Source organism: Virgibacillus alimentarius (assembly GCF_000709085.1).
GTDB lineage: Bacteria > Bacillota > Bacilli > Bacillales > Amphibacillaceae > Virgibacillus_B > Virgibacillus_B alimentarius.
This window is the reverse complement of record NZ_JFBD01000037.1, coordinates 23,051-41,162: the sequence shown is the minus strand read 5'-3', so window position 1 is coordinate 41,162 and position 18,112 is coordinate 23,051. Positions and strand designations below refer to the sequence as shown.

17 protein-coding genes, 2 pseudogenes and 1 riboswitch are annotated in these 18,112 nt (G+C 38.0%); of the genes and pseudogenes, 14 read left to right on the top strand and 5 right to left on the bottom strand.

Annotated elements, in window-relative coordinates:
* Nucleotides 1–592 precede the first annotated feature (592 nt).
* Entirely contained in the window at nt 593–892 is a 300-nt protein-coding gene (locus tag GZ63_RS0106660; RefSeq protein WP_029268080.1) for a hypothetical protein, read from the top strand.
* A 148-nt stretch (nt 893–1,040) separates the two neighbouring features.
* Nucleotides 1,041–2,150: a flavin monoamine oxidase family protein gene (locus tag GZ63_RS0106655; protein WP_029268078.1), complete on the top strand. Its 1,110-nt coding sequence runs from the start codon at nt 1,041–1,043 to the stop codon at nt 2,148–2,150.
* 178 nt (nt 2,151–2,328) lie between these two features.
* On the opposite strand, the gene GZ63_RS0106650 is transcribed toward GZ63_RS0106655, so the two are convergent.
* Entirely contained in the window at nt 2,329–2,865 is a 537-nt protein-coding gene (locus GZ63_RS0106650) for a ribonuclease H-like YkuK family protein (RefSeq protein WP_029268076.1), read from the bottom strand.
* Nucleotides 2,866–3,071: 206 nt separating this feature from the next.
* On the opposite strand from GZ63_RS0106650, the gene GZ63_RS0106645 reads away from it, so the two are divergent.
* The 4 genes from GZ63_RS0106645 (at nt 3,072) to wrbA (ending at nt 7,625) form a co-directional block, all read left to right on the top strand.
* Nucleotides 3,072–3,953 (top strand): helix-turn-helix domain-containing protein, encoded by an 882-nt coding sequence (locus tag GZ63_RS0106645; RefSeq protein ID WP_029268074.1) that lies wholly within the window; start codon nt 3,072–3,074, stop codon nt 3,951–3,953.
* A 311-nt stretch (nt 3,954–4,264) separates the two neighbouring features.
* Nucleotides 4,265–4,379: riboswitch (SAM riboswitch) on the top strand.
* Between the two features lie 148 nt (nt 4,380–4,527).
* Nucleotides 4,528–5,868 (top strand): Na+/H+ antiporter NhaC family protein, encoded by a 1,341-nt coding sequence (locus GZ63_RS0106640; protein ID WP_029268072.1) that lies wholly within the window; start codon nt 4,528–4,530, stop codon nt 5,866–5,868.
* 492 nt (nt 5,869–6,360) lie between these two features.
* Nucleotides 6,361–6,813, top strand: a complete 453-nt coding sequence (locus GZ63_RS0106635) for a MarR family winged helix-turn-helix transcriptional regulator (protein WP_029268070.1) — start codon at nt 6,361–6,363, stop codon at nt 6,811–6,813.
* A 200-nt stretch (nt 6,814–7,013) separates the two neighbouring features.
* Nucleotides 7,014–7,625 carry an NAD(P)H:quinone oxidoreductase gene (gene wrbA, locus GZ63_RS0106630; protein WP_029268067.1) on the top strand — a complete coding sequence of 204 codons (612 nt, stop codon included), beginning with the start codon at nt 7,014–7,016 and terminating at the stop codon, nt 7,623–7,625.
* Between the two features lie 357 nt (nt 7,626–7,982).
* Here the strand turns inward: wrbA and GZ63_RS0106625 are convergent, their stop codons facing one another.
* Nucleotides 7,983–8,720: an amidohydrolase family protein gene (locus GZ63_RS0106625; protein WP_029268065.1), complete on the bottom strand. Its 738-nt coding sequence runs from the start codon at nt 8,718–8,720 to the stop codon at nt 7,983–7,985.
* 201 nt (nt 8,721–8,921) lie between these two features.
* Nucleotides 8,922–9,683 (bottom strand): MerR family transcriptional regulator, encoded by a 762-nt coding sequence (locus GZ63_RS0106620; protein WP_029268063.1) that lies wholly within the window; start codon nt 9,681–9,683, stop codon nt 8,922–8,924.
* Nucleotides 9,684–9,864: 181 nt separating this feature from the next.
* Here GZ63_RS0106620 and GZ63_RS18305 point away from each other — a divergent pair.
* The 3 genes and pseudogenes from GZ63_RS18305 to GZ63_RS0106610 all read left to right on the top strand — a co-directional run.
* Nucleotides 9,865–10,002 (top strand): annotated as a pseudogene (locus GZ63_RS18305) (cytochrome o ubiquinol oxidase subunit III); the annotation flags it as partial.
* A 196-nt stretch (nt 10,003–10,198) separates the two neighbouring features.
* Complete coding sequence (gene rraA, locus GZ63_RS0106615; RefSeq protein ID WP_029268061.1) at nt 10,199–10,678, top strand: ribonuclease E activity regulator RraA; 480 nt, start codon at nt 10,199–10,201, stop codon at nt 10,676–10,678.
* A 64-nt stretch (nt 10,679–10,742) separates the two neighbouring features.
* Nucleotides 10,743–10,955 carry a gamma-type small acid-soluble spore protein gene (locus GZ63_RS0106610; RefSeq protein WP_029268059.1) on the top strand — a complete coding sequence of 71 codons (213 nt, stop codon included), beginning with the start codon at nt 10,743–10,745 and terminating at the stop codon, nt 10,953–10,955.
* 41 nt (nt 10,956–10,996) lie between these two features.
* Here GZ63_RS0106610 and GZ63_RS0106605 read toward each other — a convergent pair whose 3' ends face one another.
* Together GZ63_RS0106605 and GZ63_RS17840 are read right to left on the bottom strand one after the other, a co-directional pair.
* On the bottom strand, nt 10,997–11,266 hold the full coding sequence (locus GZ63_RS0106605) for an alpha/beta-type small acid-soluble spore protein (RefSeq protein WP_029268057.1): 270 nt from the start codon (nt 11,264–11,266) through the stop codon (nt 10,997–10,999).
* A gap of 158 nt (nt 11,267–11,424) precedes the next feature.
* On the bottom strand, nt 11,425–11,595 hold the full coding sequence (locus GZ63_RS17840; RefSeq protein WP_156947688.1) for a hypothetical protein: 171 nt from the start codon (nt 11,593–11,595) through the stop codon (nt 11,425–11,427).
* Between the two features lie 270 nt (nt 11,596–11,865).
* On the opposite strand from GZ63_RS17840, the gene GZ63_RS0106595 reads away from it, so the two are divergent.
* The 5 genes and pseudogenes from GZ63_RS0106595 (at nt 11,866) to narH (ending at nt 18,112) form a co-directional block, all read left to right on the top strand.
* Nucleotides 11,866–12,279, top strand: a complete 414-nt coding sequence (locus GZ63_RS0106595; protein WP_029268055.1) for a hemerythrin domain-containing protein — start codon at nt 11,866–11,868, stop codon at nt 12,277–12,279.
* Nucleotides 12,280–12,321: 42 nt separating this feature from the next.
* The gene (locus tag GZ63_RS0106590; protein WP_029268053.1) at nt 12,322–12,639 is read left to right on the top strand and encodes a hypothetical protein; all 318 of its coding nucleotides are present in this window, start codon (nt 12,322–12,324) and stop codon (nt 12,637–12,639) included.
* A 31-nt stretch (nt 12,640–12,670) separates the two neighbouring features.
* Nucleotides 12,671–12,958, top strand: a complete 288-nt coding sequence (locus GZ63_RS0106585) for a hypothetical protein (protein WP_029268050.1) — start codon at nt 12,671–12,673, stop codon at nt 12,956–12,958.
* Nucleotides 12,945–16,626, top strand: a pseudogene (locus GZ63_RS16480) (nitrate reductase subunit alpha). Before GZ63_RS0106585 ends, GZ63_RS16480 begins: the two are co-directional and overlap by 14 nt.
* Nucleotides 16,616–18,112, top strand: a complete 1,497-nt coding sequence (gene narH / locus GZ63_RS0106575; protein WP_029268048.1) for a nitrate reductase subunit beta — start codon at nt 16,616–16,618, stop codon at nt 18,110–18,112. The pseudogene GZ63_RS16480 and the gene narH overlap by 11 nt, the downstream one beginning before the upstream one ends.

Genomic DNA, 18,112 nt, shown 5'->3' with positions numbered 1-18,112 from the left:
TTTTTTCCTTGAGGTAAGTCTTTCACCGAAGCTTCCATCAAAACCCTCCTAGATAATTATACTATGTCCATGTCATGACATTTGTCGTTGAATAAGTATCATTTTAATGTGATCAATATTATTCCCATACAGATAGAATAATTTAATTCAAAATAGTAACCCCTCCTTTTTAACATATAAAATGCAACTTTTATTCCAAAATCCCACTTTAATTAATTTTCAGAAATTTTTATATTAAATAAGTAGATAAATGATTAAGTAGGATAAAATTACTTTTTTACTAAAACATATTTAGTAGACATTTATGAGGTAATCTGTATAAAGAAATAGACATTTATATTTACATGTTAATTTTGTTTACATTTTATACTTTAAAATCGTATATTAGATATAATGAATTGTGAATATTTGTTTTTGAAAGATATTGGTTACATCATTAATAAAGTTTTTGGGGCATGGCAAGAAGAAAATTACTACCGAACACTTCTTGTGGAAGGGAATAGAGGCCTAAAAGTTGAGTTATAGGAATTATCCATATTCATAACAAACAGGTTCTGGGGTTCAGTGCCTTTTTAAGATAGGAGAATTAGAAATGAGAACATTATTTGAGCTGCTCCGTATTATTGTTATATTTGCACTTCTTGGTGGAGTGGGATGGATGATTATAGGAAACATTTATACAATTAATGAAGCGACTGAAACTTATTCTTGGCTTGGTGCATTAGCAATAGTAGTATTACTTTTTGTTTTATATAGAAATAAGCTGCAATTTTCTGGTTGGTATAAAGGAAAGGGAAGGGCAACACTTCCAAAGAAAGTTTCATTGGCACTAATTATAATTTCTGTATTACTTATCATCTCGCCATTCATAATGGGATTTTTATTCAGCTAAAGGATACCATTCTTCAACAAGCGAATCGATTATTTTTTAATCAATTATAAAAAACTGCGAAAAATGCATAATATTTTCTTTTATTATTAAACGAGTTTATTCTATTTGTATTGAATGGGGTAAACTCAGAACGACTGGAGGTAAGAAAATGAACAATCCTATTATAATCGTTGGGGCTGGCTTAAGTGGTCTTCGTGCTGCCTCTATGCTTATTTCACAAGGCATCGAATGCAAAGTTTTAGAATCGCGAGGACGAATTGGAGGTAGAGTTTTAAGTAAGGCGCCCGCGGACAGGCCTGATCTCGGCAAGTTTGATCTAGGACCAACATGGTTTTGGCCGCAACATGAGCCTGTTATCTCCAGTCTTGTCAGGGAACTCGACTTAAGGACATTCGAACAATACACCGAAGGAGCAATACTATTTGAGCAATCTCAAAATGCCCCCGTACAGCGACACGTGTTACCACAAGGAGCTGTTGAAAAATCGGTGCGTCTCATTGGGGGTATTCAGTCTCTCATTGACGCCGTAGCGGCTACTCTTCCTCATGGCACGGTCGAATTAGACACGTGTGTAACGGCAATTCGTATGGATGAAGAAGGAGCGATCACCCTCAAAGCAGACCTCGCCGATGGAAAAAAGGAAAGTATACGTGCAGGAGCTGTTATCTTAGCATTACCGCCCCGAATAGTGGCACAACGTATAGCATTCTCGCCGTCTCTCCCTGCCAAGCTTACGTCGAACTTAATGGACAAGCCTACATGGATGGCGGGACAGGCCAAGGCAGTTGCGATTTATAATCGCCCCTTTTGGCGAGATGATGGACTTTCTGGCCAGGTAATGAGCTGGGGCGGCCCCTTGCAGGAGATCCACGATGCATCATCCGGTACAGGTTACGGTGCTCTCTTTGGTTTCTTTGGGATACCTGCAAAGATTCGGCATGAACTAGGTGAGGAGAAAGTTCTCAAGCTTGTTGTTGATCAGTTAACGCGGCTCTTTGGGCCTTCCGCTGAAAAACCAATTTCACTCCTATACAAAGATTGGTCCAGCGATCCCGAAACTGCGGTTGACGCCGATTTTAAACCGCTTAAAGCTTTTCCAAAATACGGTCCACCGACGAATACTACTGCGTGGGAGAAGAAGATCATTTTTGCTGGTACAGAAACCTCTTCTGAATTTGGGGGACATCTTGAAGGAGCACTTCAAGCAGCTGAGCGTGCGGTTTTTGAAGTTATTCACGTATACAAAACATATTTATGAAACGATCAATTTAAGAGGCTTATACCTTCTTTGCTGTATATGTAAATCTGCAATTGACAATCGAATTTAAACTTTTTCATGAGACAAAAATGTACGCATGTTCCTTCGTTAGATGAATTCAAAGATAAGAAGATCGTTATCTCTGTATTTGTAGGAAGGAACATTTTTATCGAATTGTTTATTTTGTATAACGATTTGCATAGCTAGAGGCTACAAAGGCATTCGGCTTAATTTTTGGTTCGACTCCCATTGCTGCCATTCTTGTAACCATTTCTTTAACAAATTTACGTGTTTTATTCCTTTTACCAGCTCCAATATCAATATGACCTTCTATTGAAAATGAAGCTCCTTGATAAAGATAAGGAAGGACGATATTGACTAACTGTTTTTTTCTTTCTTCAGTAAATAAGGAAACAATCTCCTCAGACAAGGACATTTCGTATGAAATTCGCTCATGAAGATGCAGCATTTTCCACGGAATAATCACTTTTCTAATGCATGCCCATACACCGCTTCCTTTGTTTAGTATGACAATTCCAGTTATGAAGAGGGTCATTTTTTGATGTACTTGAGAATCCGTGCCTACCATTAATCGGTAATTGCCATATGGTTCAGAATGCATGAATTTTACAATATGATGAAAGACTTGTTCAAATGACATTCGATTTTCTTGTAGATTTTGAAACCAATAGTGGTTATCGGTACCGTTTTTCATATTTGCACATCCAACCTTTTCTGCGGTATAGAAAACTGCTCCTATATATAGCCTATGATCTTTGACGCTGAATTGTGCACAAAATTTTTAATGGACGATAAAAATTTTAGAAAAGCTGATACATCTCTGTAAATGTGATTTTTCGCAAAAATAATCAAAAAGTTTCCTTTTCTTTTTGCTATTCTATTAATAAAGGGAGGGACCCCATGCATTATGAAGACATTATTCATGAAACCATTAACTATATCGAAGATCACCTACATGAATCACTAACGATGGATGATTTAGCGAAGCAGGCGGGCTTTTCTAAATTTCATTTTCATCGAATATTTTGTTCAGTAATTGGCACGTCTATTACTGAGTACATTCGGATGCGACGTTTGGCAAATGCTTCAGCGGCTTTACTCTACACCAACGAACGGATTCTTGATATAGCATTTTATTATTATTTTGAATCTCAAGAGGCTTTTACAAGAGCCTTCAAAAAATATTATCGTTTGCCGCCTGGGCAATATCGAAGGCTAATGTCAGTTATGATGGAAAATAAGGAGGAATCTTATATGAATAAACAAGTAAAAGGATGGTTTTTAAGCGGATCTGATCCGTTTAATTATGAGATGGGAATTGATCGCGAAGTTGTTCATCAAGGGAAAGCGTCGGGTTACTTAAAATCTAAAACAGTACTTGATCAAACAAATTTTGCCACAATGATGCAGCAATTTAAAGCGGATAAGTTTATTGGGAAACGCATTAGACTTTCTTGTTTCCTAAAAACGAAAGATGTAGGGTCCTTTTCTAGTATGTGGATGAGAGTAGATGGTGTCTCCGATGATATATTACAGTTCGATAATATGAGTGATCGCCCAATAAAAGGAAATACGAACTGGAACCGGTATTCGATTGTTTTAGACGTTCCTTCAGGCAGTTCCGTTATAGCGTTTGGCATTATTTTATCAGGGCATGGGCAAGTGTGGGTGGATCAGTTTACCTTTGAAGAAGTAGAAGAAGATGTACCGACAACAAATCTAGAGATTCAATCGGAGTTATTGGATGAACCAATAAACTTGTCTTTTGAGGAGGAAATCTAATTGTTGGTCGTTTTAACTGAAGAATTGGATCTTTAATTTCTTACCAGTTGCTGTATACCATATATTTAAATCAATAGGGATAGTACACTCATTGATAAATTTCTTAGCAATACTAAAAATTTTTGATCTCCTTCATAATCTTTTTTTAGATTTGAATAATATTGCTTTTCATGCGTAGCTAATTCCGTGCATTTGTTTAATTCGAAGGGTTCATCGATTTATGATATGTTTCATAGATTTTTAAAAAATCACAAATTCATTGACACTTTCGCAATATTATACTACACTATCTATCATACAAATTTCATACAAACTTATCCAGAGTGGCTGAGGGATCTGGCCCTATGAAGCCCGGCAACCTGTTTTAATTAAATGCAAGGTGCCAATTCCAGCAAATCGCGTTTCAAGCGTTTTGGAAGATAAGGTGTTTAGACTAACTCCTTCCAAAGCGGAAGGTTTTTTGTTTTTATACTGATTTTTTATACGTTGTAAGATTTTGAAAGACACGGTAAAAGATCTATAAACAAACCCTTGTCATTCACAAAATAGCATTACATTAAAGGGGAAGATAGAAATGAATTCATCAAGCATTAAAAAAGGTAATGCGTTGGCATTATTACCATTCTTTATCTTTTTAATTTTATTTATCGGTTCTGGTGTGATCAATGGGGATTTTTATGAACTACCAGTGCTTGTTGCGGTTTTTATAGCTGTATTAGTCGCACTGTTCATGAACAGAAAAATGACCTTTAAAGATAAACTCGATCACCTGACAAAAGGGGCAGGTCACCCAAACATCATGTTAATGGTTATTATCTACCTATTAGCTGGCGCTTTTGCTTCGGTCGCGGAAGGTGTCGGTGCAGTTGAATCAACCGTTAATCTTGGACTGACTTTTCTACCGGAAAACTTGCTCATTGTTGGTTTATTTGTAATCGGCTGTTTCATCTCTATTTCAATGGGATCATCAGTCGGAACGGTTGTTGCCCTTGCCCCAATCGGTGTTGGATTAGCTGAACAAACAGGCATAAGTACAGCATTATTTATGGGGGCCATTATCAGCGGAGCGATGTTCGGCGACAACTTGTCCATGATCTCAGATACAACCATCGCCGCTGTTAGAACACAAGCTGTCAAAATGAGCGATAAATTTAAAGTTAACATTTTTATCGCCCTGCCTACCGCTATAGTTGCTGCTGTTATTTTTGGTGTCCTGACATGGAATGCAAGCGGATCTATTGGCGGAGACCATCCATACGACTTGATTAAAGTATTGCCCTATCTTGCTGTACTTATTTTTGCAGTCGTTGGTGTCAATGTAATTTATGTCCTAATTGGAGGCACCATTTTTGTGGGGTTAGTTGGTTTTTTCTATGGTACTTTTGATGGCATGGAATTTCTGAATTTACTTGGTGAAGGAATGGCCGGCATGCAAGAATTATCCTTATTATCCATTTTACTCGGCGGATTGGTTGAATTGATTCGTGTCAACGGTGGCATCGCCTTTCTACTAAACGCTATCAATAGTCGAATAAAGTCAAGAAAAGGTGCCGAAGCCGGTATTGCCGGACTTGTCAGCGCATTTGATTTATCAACAGCGAACAATACAATTTCGATTATCAGTGTTGGTCCGTTAGTCAAACAAATTACCGAACGATTTGGTGTTGATCCGCGCCGTTCAGCGAGTATCCTAGATATTTTTGCGAGTGCCTTTCAAGGGGTTCTTCCATATGGTGCACAATTGCTGGCAGTTGCTGGGATCGCCTCCATTTCACCGGTGTCCATCATGCCATATTGCATCTATCCGGTACTGCTCGCAGTAGCTGGAATGATTGCAATTGCAACAGGGTTTCCGAAGTTTACAACGGAAAAAACTTCACAGCCTCAAAGTACGCAAAATAGAAAATATCCATAAATTTAAAAAATCCGCCCTCCAAACGTAGGAGGGACGGATTTTTTGTTCGTTCAGAACAATTCACTGAGACGCTTTATTGGATAGTGATATTATTAATCTCACAAAGAATTAATTAGAGAAACAAAAGCATATAAAAAATTATAAGATTTGATCGAGCTTCAACCTTACTGCGTTTATGATTTCGAACAAAAACAATTAATTTTATGCGGGAAAGGACATTGTCATTATGGGGTGATTACAAGTAATGGTGAAGTTAGTATATTAGATAATTTATAGATAGACCAGGGGGAAGTTTAATATCTTTTATTTTATTAGGCGAGAAAACACCATTTTCAAGAATGTAAAGGGCGGATGAATCGGTCTTTCCCCCCTGAAAGGGGCAGATATTTTCATTAGCTGACGGAATATAACTTAACCCTTTTCATGATTGACAGAAACAAAATTTCGTCTTATAATTATCTCGAATTCGAGATTAATGAAAGGGTGTCTTTCATGGAACAATCGTCCAATATTGAAGAACAGGATTTATCTTTAAAGCTATTTGTTGTTTTATCCAGAGCCATGGAGTCTATTACAAAACGCGTTGAGGAAGATATAAGAAGGTACGGACTAAATCCCACGGAATTTGCTGTGCTTGAGTTACTCTATCATAAAGGAGATCAACCCATACAGAAAATTGGAACGAAAGTATTATTAGCGAGCAGCAGTATCACGTATGTCGTAGATAAACTGGAAAAGAAAAGTTTTATTGAACGTAAACCCTGCCCTAGAGATCGCCGTGTGACATATGCAGTGATTACAAACGAGGGGACAGAGCTTATGAATGAGATTTTTCCAAAACATAAGGAAGCGATTCAAGACATATTCGCTGGACTAAATAACAGCGAAAAAGATGAGCTAATTAAACAGCTAAAAAAGCTAGGTTTATATGCAGAGGAACTCTAACCGGCTTTTTTTACCCAAATACCTCGAATTCATAATATATTATTTAGAAATAAAAAGGAGGGGGATTTTCCCTTAAAATATACTTCAGGAAGAACAGTTTTAATCTAAAAATGTATACTTAATGGAATAGAAGAAGAAAATAGCTATGTGGGTACTTTATCCAAATTATTCAGGATTTTATCATAAAGGAGAATGTAATCATGTCAAACGTCAAATTAGCAGTTATTTTTTATAGTATGGGTGGAACAAACTATCAATTATCTAAATGGGCTGAGGAAGGAGCGAAAGAGGTAGGTGCTGAGGTTAAGATTCTCAAAGTGCAAGAATTAGCTCCACAATCTGTCATTGAGGGAAATGAGGCATGGAAATCAACGATAGAGGAAACAAAAGACGTTCCAGAAGCGACATCAGATGATATTGAATGGGCAGATGCTATTATATTTAGTACCCCAACACGTTTTGGAAATATGGCTTCTCAGATGAAGCAATTTCTTGATATTCAAGGAGGGCTATGGGGAAGCGGCAAGACCGTTAACAAAGTTGTAAGTGCAATGACTTCTGCACAAAATCCGAATGGCGGCCAAGAAGCAACACTTTTATCATTGTACACCTCTATGATGCACTGGGGTGCTATTATAGCGACTCCTGGTTATACGGATCCAGTTATAATTGAAGCAGGAGGAAACCCGTATGGCACAAGTGTTACAGTTGGTCAAGATGGTAAAATGATTGAAGATGTAGAGGAAGCGGTAAAGCATCAAGCAAAACGTACGGTTACTGTAGCGGAATGGGTGAAAAAAGGAAATCAATAACCTTTTGTAAGATTTAGAAGCCAATTTTGCAAATTGAATCTTTGTACAACGGGAAGGCGCACAGGTAATAGCAACATGAGAATGATATTCTCACGTTGCTATTATCATTCTAAAATAGAGATGTGAATAAATACGTGTGAATTCAAAAAGTCCGCTTCGATTGAAGATCCTAAATAGATTCAGGTGTGTTATATATTTTCGATGATAGACTTTTTCTGTTTATCGCTCCGGGGTCACTTGCCTCTTTAAAGAGAGCTTTTTTTCTTCCCTTAAAAGGAACGTATTCATTTTATAAGAAAAGGAAGTCATGAATAAAGGTGGGCCATTCTCTTTTAAAATACGATAACCTACTTAGCCTTATTTAAAATACCAATCATGTGCATTTTTATAAAGAACTTTCTTAGCTCTTGCTTCTCTATTATGGATCAGATCGATATCTGATAAATAAAAAGGTCTCTTTGCTCTTGTTGAAGGTAAATCTGTTCCAAACATTAAAGCGTCCGGATTAATAGAATAGATTTGTTTGATAGCTTCCGCAACATCAAAGTCAACTCTTCCAAAACCAGTTGCTTTAACTTTTACCCCTTTATTCACTAATGATAAAAGATTTGGAAGTCCTCTTTTTGACAAACCTAGATGGTCGATGGAAACCGCTGGAAGTTTTTCTACAGTTGTTGCTATTTCTGGTAATGAATTGGAATTAATGTATAGTTCAGTGTGCCAATTTACCAGTTCATACACCCTTCTTGCCATGTAATCTAAATGTGATATATTCTCGGATCCTCCACGATTAACATTGAATCGAATCGCTTTTACGCCATATTTATCAAGTGCAAGGATTTCCTCATCCGGTGTGTTGTAGGATAATTGTGTCACACCAACAAAATGATCACCAAGCGTTTTTAATGAATCAATTAAATAGGATTGATCAAATCCTTGAAAAGAACCTGATACAATTGCTCCTCCAATTACATTTATATTTTTCACTGTTTGTAAATAATCTTTAGGAGTAAAAGAAGCAGGCACGAACCCATGATTCTCAAACAACGGGTATCTCTTGTCAATAATATGTAGATGTGAATCAAATATTTTCATTTTTCTCCTGCCTTCATCGCTTGATTTGCGTGTATGTTACTTTCTTTGCTAGAGGATGTACCCTTAATTGTCATAATATCCCTCCATATTATTTTGGTGATGATCCTTAGCTTTTTCATAACAAAAAACTAAATTGTGAAGCAAGAGCCCTACACACGCTTACTTACACAATTTAGCTAATTTATCCTGCAGCGATTTAAATTAATTTTTACCCAAGTAATTTAAAATCGCATCGCGCAAAAATACTGTTCCGCCTTTCACAACTTTGTCATAATAAGCAGTGAATCGTTCATCAGCGACATACATTTCGGCAAGACCTGCGTGTGCTTCTTTGGAGTAATTTGGCCAAGAATACATAAGCCATTCTTTATGCTTTGTAGCAAGTTTTTGTGCGATGTCTGAGGAAGGGTCTTCATTTTCAACTGCTTTCTCGAGCAATGAAAAGATTTCTTTTTCTAAATCTGTCATCGCCTGATATGTTTCTTGGGACATTCCTCTTAATTTTGCATTGCTTACATCCACCGTTTCGTCTCCATATTTTTCACGTATTTCGTCACCATATTTTCGTTCATTATCATCGATCAATTTTTCTTTGAAGCCTTCAAATTTATTTTGGTCTTTCATGGTAGTTCCTCCTTCTTTGTTTTCAATGGTTTTTTCAACTGTATCTATAATTTTGTCAAGACGGTCACGCTTTTTCTTTAGTACATTATAATGTTTTTTTAACGCTGTAGTTTGATCAAATGTCGGCTGATTCATGATGTCCTTAATATCTTCCAGGCTTACTTCCAATTCACGGTAAAATAAAATTTGTTGAAGTAAATCAACCTCTTCAGTACCGTAAATACGATAACCTGATGCATTGTATTTTGCTGGATTCAGTAATCCGATTTGATCATAATATCGGAGTGTACGGCCGCTCACACCTGATAACTTCGCCAACTGATTTACTGTATATTCCATGATCTTACCTCCTAACAATTATTAGCATAGACCTTTACGCAACGGAAAGGTCAAGGGGAAATAATAAATTTTATAATAAAATCGAATGTTTTTCTTTCCTCTAATCGATTAAACATTTTCTATTTTTATCTAATTTCAGTACATGAAGCAAATAACACTGCATAGGATTTTTGCTCCCCGTGCTGTCATGGCAGGCCTGTTAACAACTTTAGGTACGCACGGAGCATACGTTACACTTGGCCTATTTTGGGGATTATTTATTATCCTGCAAGTGAAGAAACGATGTTTAAATCCTGGAACAGCTAATAAATCATTTATTTCGTTCACAAAATTGTCAAACAGTTTATAATCGTTTCTAATAAGAGTAGGGTTGTGTTTGGTAATAGGAAGTAAATCTGGATAATCGATTGTTTCGTTATGAGAGGCTGATCGTTTTCACCGGATTGCTTGTCATTGGTCCTACTGTTCCATTATTATGTATGTATATTTCATATTTTATGGAAGAGGTGTAGATAATGTCTTTTAAAACAACAGATTTATGTGATGAATTTTCGGAAGAGTTAGCAATTTGCAAACAGGAATTCAAATCATATGGAGCAAAGCAAGCATTTTGTGGACCTATCGCTACTGTAAAAGTATTAGAAGACAATGTATTGGTTAAAGAAGCTTTAAACGCTATCCCAAAAGGCCATGTCCTTGTTGTCGATGGTGCAGGTTCTAAAAACTGTGCCCTGCTTGGTGACCGTGTAGCAGCTATTGCAGTGACTCGTGGAATAGAGGGAATTATTATTAATGGGTGTGTACGTGATACAGCGGATCTTGCTCAAATGGATGTAGGAGTGCTAGCTTTGGGAAGCAACCCATTAAAAAGTAAGAAAGAAGGAAAAGGCGAAAGGGATGTTTCGGTCACCTTTGGCGAGGTTGAATGGAAACCGGGAGATTATGTATATGTGGATGAAGATGGTGTTATTATATCAGAGAGATCATTGAATTAAGATTTTTGGATGAAAAATTGCCTCTTTGGAAAAAGTAAGTGAAAATTAAAAAGAGGTGTTTCATATGAAGGAAAACAAAAATAATAATGATACGTTTACTGTAGCAGGAACGAATATTGACGCAGTAAAACGTCAAAATGAACGTTCAGGCTTGTCTTATAACGAAGTCAAAGAAATACTTGCTAAAACAACAGGAGGACATGGGACTGGTATTTATAGTGACACGAATATGGAGGTAGTGAGAACGAAAAATCAACAATCGAAAGACAATCAGTAGTTCCATCCGCTGGTTCTTATTTAGGAACCAGCGGATGGAATTTATTTTTGCGTTATTTTTTCTTGTGCTATTTTGACCATCTTTTTCACCATATTACCGCCAATGGGACCTCCGATTTTCCCAGCTTCCTTGGAACGGAGGTGACCATTGTACATCTTATTTAGGGGGATTCCTTCTTCTTTGGCAATTTCATATTTTGCATTGTGCGGGTCAGTAACATTATAACCCTTTGCCTTCATTACTTGCCCCTTTAAATGATATAAATTTTCCCTCGCTTTGGGGACGAGTATTTTATTATCCTTTTTTGCCATATCTATTGCCTCCCTTATAATTAGGATTTCCTCTAATGCAAGAATCACGCATTCCTTTGTTTAACAAATGGAATAAACATAAACATTGATGGTTTGCAGCTCAAAACGCTAGGGTGTTAATCATTTTATTTATCCTTTGGTTTGTTGATGATCTGATCCTATCTCTCCATGTCTTCCCTTTCCATCAAGTCGTCAATTCGATATGGCGATTGTTTCGAGTTGCTTTTTATCCCCATTTGAATCCCTTTTGAGTCATTAAGAATTCCTTCACGTTTACCATCAAAATGAGGAGTAGACTCTGAACCGGTATTTTCCGTTTCTCTGGGCATGACATATCATCTCCTTTTCTTTTTATCATGAAGATAATAGTCAAAAAATATGTATGCGATGTGAATATTACGTTTTGAACGGAGTCCATCTCTTCCTGCATTTAAGAACCTTCTGGGAACGTAAACAACCGGTTTTGTCTAATTATGTGATAAAAGTCACAACTTCTTTTTTCGTGTGCAGTTACAATGAAAGTATTATAAAACAGAATAAGCTATCTCAAAGAAGGGTATAAAGGGTAGTAGAATATTTTAAAAAGGACGTGAATGTTTATGTCAGGCCCAGCACTGAAACATGTGGATAGTCATTCTGCCATTCATGAAGCGGCGCTAAATGAGGCAACTGAGTTAACGGAATTACTTGATAAATTGGTGAGAGATAACCAAAAAGAGAAAGCATTAGAATTAGCGTTTGTTATTGTTGAGCACTGGGAAACTCGAACACTTAGGCATGCAGAATCAGAGGAAGAAGGGTTGTACGAAGACTTAGTTGAAACGTCTCCAGAGTTGAAAGATTCTATTATTGCTTTAACCCGTGACCATGATCTTTTGAAATTATTAATACAAGAAATAAAGGAACTTCTTCGCAATGGAATTAGTGACGATGTTGTACAACGATTTCAGGCCTTAATTTTAGTAGATTTATTGCATAATCAAAAAGAAGAAACAATATTGCCTGATCATTAATATTATTGACTAGATAAATGTTTTATTGGGGAGGCAGATAGAATGAATGCTGAAAAAAAGCAAGCTTCTTCGGAGAGAATGATGAGAATTGTCTCTCCAAATCTTTATAATCATGTCATTGCAGAATTAGAGAAAATGAATATCCACTCATATGATATTGAAGCGAATGTGATAGAAGAAGATTCGGGATTACAAGTAATTGTCAGGTTTGGGGAAGGATTTACACAAGAAAGATCCCAATTATTTTCTTATGATACAGTTACAGCGCTGGATAAAGACATCGATACGTTTATTAAATCCATTGGAGAGGATTGTAAACAAATAATGATTGCCGATTACTTTAAAATGATGAAAATGTAAAAGCCGTTTTTTGAGGTGAGGGAGGATAAGCATGTTTAATTTTGAGAATGAAGCAGCATTTGTTCAGGATCGTGAAGATTTAATTGCTGTACTGCGCATGCGTTTTGGTGATATATCAACGGAAACGATAGAAAGCATTTATGAATTAAATGAATTGGATACGTTAGAACGGTTAATTTTAGTCGCTGCAAATGCACCGACTTTACAGATTTTCCTTGAAGAAATGGAAGAAGGAGACGAAAGCTTTCGTATTACCGGGGAACGTTTTAATCCTCTTGAAACAGTGGGACAAAGGGGCGGTGTAAATGAAGAGAAATAAGAATAAATTATTGCAAAGGTTGAAGCATCTGAAGCGAGGTAATTTAATTAATGACGGTTGGACAGAGGAAAGTCCACGTTCTAGAGATGCAGAAGATATATATCGCCGTCGATGGCAGCATGACAAAGTTGTACGTTCTACACATGGTGTAAACTGTACGGGTTCTTGCAGCTGGAAAATTTACGTAAAAGATGGAATTATCACATCTGAAATACAACAAACAGATTACCCAAGTACCGGAGATGACTTTCCCGAGTACGAGCCACGCGGATGCCCAAGAGGTGCGAGTTTTTCCTGGTATACATACAGTCCAATCAGGGTGAAGTATCCTTACATTCGCGGGGATTTGTATGAATTGTGGAAAGCTGAACGAAATCAGGGCTATGATCCTGTTAAGGCGTGGGAGAATATTGTCAGTAATCCCGAGAAGCGTGAAAAATACGTAAAAGCTCGAGGCAAAGGTGGTTTTGTGCGGGCAGAATGGAGAGAAATGTGCGAAATCATCGCTAGCTCTTCCATTTACACCATTAAAAAATATGGACCTGACCGTATTGTAGGGTTCAGTCCTATTCCTGCAATGTCCATGGTCAGCTATGCCGCTGGTACACGTTTTCTTTCTTTAATTGGTGGTACGATCTTAAGTTTTTATGATTGGTATGCTGACTTACCGCCTGCATCTCCACAAGTGTGGGGAGAGCAGACAGACGTTCCTGAGAGTGCGGATTGGTATAACTCGAAATACTTTATTATTTGGGGTACGAATTTACCGCAAACCCGGACACCGGATGCTCATTTTATGGTTGAAGCAAGATATAACGGAACAAAAGTTGTAGGTGTAAGCCCGGACTATGCGGAATATGAAAAGTTTGCTGATATTTGGCTTCCGGCAAGAGCAGGGACAGATGGTGCACTTGCTATGGGGATGACCCATGTTATTTTAAAAGAATTTTATGTTGATCAGGAAACACCTTATTTTACAGCGTATGCAAAAAAATTTACAGATTTGCCGTTTTTGGTCACATTAAACGAAGACGGGGATGATTGCCGTTCCGAAAACTTTTTAAGAACAAATGATATAAATGACGACCATAAACTTGGGGATTGGAAGACTGTTGTTTGGGATGCAAATACAAATCAATTGGAAGCACCTAATGGAAGTCAAGGCTTTCGCTGGGATGATGATAGCAAGTGGAATCTTGAATTAAAAAAAGAAGATGGAAGTTTCATTGACCCCAAATTAAGTTTTATTGATATGTCTGATGAAACCCTAATGGTAAGCTTTCCAAACTTCTCAAGTGAGAATGAAGAAATTATTAAGCGAGGTGTCCCTGTAAAGCATATTCAGGGCAAAGACGGAAAAGTAATAAAAGTTACAACCGTATATGACTTAATGATGGCACATGTAGGGGTGAATCGTAATTTACCTGGGGATTATCCGACTGACTATTATGATCCAAAGCCTTATACACCTGCATGGCAGGAAAGCATCACTGGTGTCAATAAAAACCATGTCATTCAAGTTGCAAGGGAATTTGCTGATACTGCAGCACGTACAAATGGAAAATCAATGATTGCGATGGGTGGAGGTACAAACCATTGGTATCATAGTGATCAAATATACCGCTGTATCTTAAACCTTGTACTATTAACCGGTTCACAAGGAGTTAATGGCGGTGGCTGGGCGCATTATGTTGGCCAGGAAAAGGTCCGGCCCCTAGAGGGATGGCAGCAAGTCGCCTTTGCAAAAGACTGGTTCGGACCGCCACGTATGCAAAATGGCACATCATTCTTTTATTTTGCTACGGAACAGTATCGCTATGAGGCTAATATTAATAAGGAACAATCAAATTGGGGAGGAAAGTATAATCAGATGCATCCAGCAGATGTTAATGCGCTTGCTGCAAGGCTTGGTTGGTTACCTTCTTTTCCGCAATTTACTCAAAACTCAATTGATCTTGTTCAGGATAGTCGAAAAAAAGGTGCGAAAAACGATCAGGAAGTAATCGAAGACGTTGTTAAGCAAATTAAAGAAGAGAATGTGGATTGGGCGATTGAAAACCCGGATGATCCTAGAAATTTCCCTAGAGTATTTTTTAACTGGCGCTCTAATTTATTGGGTGATAGTGGAAAAGGCCATGAATATTTCGCGAAGCACTTAGTAGGTGGGGAAGATCAAATACTAGGCGACATAGAAAACTCATGGAAACCGAATACGGTAAAGGCAGAAGGAGACCCTCCAACTGGAAAGGCGGATCTTTTAGTCAGTGTTGATTTTCGCATGACTAGTTCAGGGTTATTTTCAGATATCGTTTTGCCTACTGCTACTTGGTATGAAAAGTTTGATATAAGCAGTACAGACATGCATCCCTTTGTCCATCCATTTAATGCAGCCATTTCTCCACCTTGGCAGGCGAAAAGTGATTGGAATACGTTCAGAGAAATCAGTAAAGTATTTTCGGAACTTGCAGAGAAGCACCTGCCGGCATGTGATGATATCGTAATGACGCCACTTGGCCATGACTCTGTAGGAGAAATCGCTCAATCACGTGGAAAGATTAAAGATTGGCGCAAAGGAGAAATTGAAGCAATTCCAGGAAAAACGATGCCTAACTTTAAAATTGTTAGACGGGATTATCCGAATGTTTATCAAAAAATGACTACCATAGGTCCTGAAATTAAAAAAGGGTATGGAGGAAAAGGGGTGAATATTCCCGGTGAGCCGGTTTATAAAGAATTACTTAGCCGGATAGGAGTCTCTAAAAGAGAAGGAATCGGAAAAGGAAATCCGGATTTGTATACAGATAAGCAAGCTATTGACGCTATTTTGTTAATGTCAGGGGCTACAAATGGAAAGAGGGCAGTTGCCGGTTGGAAATCACTGGAGAAGAAAACCGGTCAAAAACTAGAGGAAATTGCAAAAGGAAGACAAGATGAAGATATAACATTAAATGATTTAACGGATCAGCCACGACATGCCATTTCAACACCGGTATGGAGCGGGCTAGAAAAGGATAATAGACGTTACTCTCCATTTACGGTGAATACCGAATACAATATTCCTTGGCGTACACTGACAGGCAGACAAAGTTTCTATCTTGATCATGAAATGATGTTGGACTTTGGTGAAGGATTGCCTTTATATTTACCGCCTTTATCAAAAGGACCTTTTCTAAAAAATGAAAAAGGAGTGGAAAGTAATGGGAAATCCATTACAGTAAGGTATTTAACACCACACCAGAAATGGGGCATCCATACGATGTTCACGGATACAACGAACATGTCCACACTATTTAGAGGGTGGCAAACGGTATGGATGAATGAAGAAGACGGAGCGTCTATCGATATTAAAGATAATGATTGGATCGAAGTATATAACCGAAATGGGGTCATTTCTGCACGTGTTGTTTTAACCTATCGTATTCCAAAAGGGATGGCATATATGTATCATGCTCAGGATCGAACATTGGGGGTGCCGGCGACAGCTATAAATAAAAAAACGCGGAGGCACGCATAACAGTGTGACACATATATCCTTAAAACCAACGCATATGATAGGCGGTTATTCTCAACTGAGTTATGGTTTTAATTATTACGGACCGACAGGGCATCAAAGAGATACAATTGCTGTTATCAGAGCATTGAAGGAGGTAGATTGGCTTGAGGATTAAAGCACAAGTTGCAATGGTCATGCATCTGGATAAATGCATCGGCTGCCACACTTGTTCGGTGACTTGTAAAAATACTTGGACCAACCGCCCAGGTACAGAATACATGTGGTTTAATAATGTGGAAACTCGTCCTGGACCAGGCTACCCAAAGAGCTGGGAGGATAGAGATCGATTTAAAGGTGGATGGGAGCTTCGGAATGGAAAATTAAAGCTTAAAGCTGGAGGTCCTATCTCCAAACTTGCGAACATTTTCTATAACCTTAATATGGCAGATATGAATGATTATTATGAGCCATGGACCTATGACTATGAGCATTTAATCAACAGCCCGAAAACGGATAATCTGCCCGTAGCAAGACCACAATCAATGATCACAGGGAAATATATGGATAAACCAGAGTGGGGTCCAAACTGGGATGATGACTTAGCAGGTGGCAGTGAAGTTGTACCATTGGATCCTAATGTTCAGAAATTACAGGAACACATTTCAATGCAATACGAAAAAACATTTATGATGTATTTACCAAGAATTTGTGAACATTGCTTAAATCCATCTTGTGTAGCTTCATGCCCTTCTGGCGCTTTGTATAAACGGGATGAAGACGGCGTTGTATTAGTGGATCAAGAGGCATGTCGTGGCTGGCGATTTTGCATGAACGGTTGTCCTTACCATAAGGTTTATTACAACTGGAATACACATAAAGCGGAAAAATGTAACTTCTGCTATCCAAGAACAGAAGCAGGCCTGCCTACAATTTGTTCGGAGACTTGTGTAGGAAGAATCCGTTATATCGGTGTCGTTTTATATGATGCAGATAAAGTAAAAGAAGCAGCTTCTGTTGAAGACCCACAAGATCTTTACGAAGCACAGTTATCTGTCTTTCTCGACCCATTTGACCCGGAAGTCATCAAAGAGGCAGAAAAAGCCGGAATTAGTGCGGACTGGATAGAAGGGGCACAAAATTCACCTGTATATAAGATGGCAATGAAGTGGAAGATTGCTCTTCCATTACACCCAGAATATCGCACATTACCAATGGTTTGGTACGTTCCGCCTCTTAGTCCGATTATGAATCATATTACAAATGAAAATGATTTAAAAACAGATGGATACATTCCGGCTGTTGATCAAATGCGTATTCCTATGGAGTATCTGGCATCTATCTTGTCAGCGGGAGATACGGATGTTATACGAAAAGTTTTGCTGAAATTAACTGCAATGAGAGTGCATATGAGAGGTAAAACAGTAGGCGGTATTGATCAATTTCGCCAAAGTGAATTAGTGAAGGAGGCCGGTACAAGTCCGGAAGAGGTTGAAGAAATGGCGCGGCTCCTTGGAGTTGCGAAGTATAATGAACGTTTTGTTATCCCAACAGGGCGCAGGGAAATGGATGAAAATCTTTATTTTGAACAGGGTACATGCAGCCTTGAAGATTTGGCTCCACCAGAGGGTGTGGCATACCATTCATTCGGGAAAGGGGAGTAG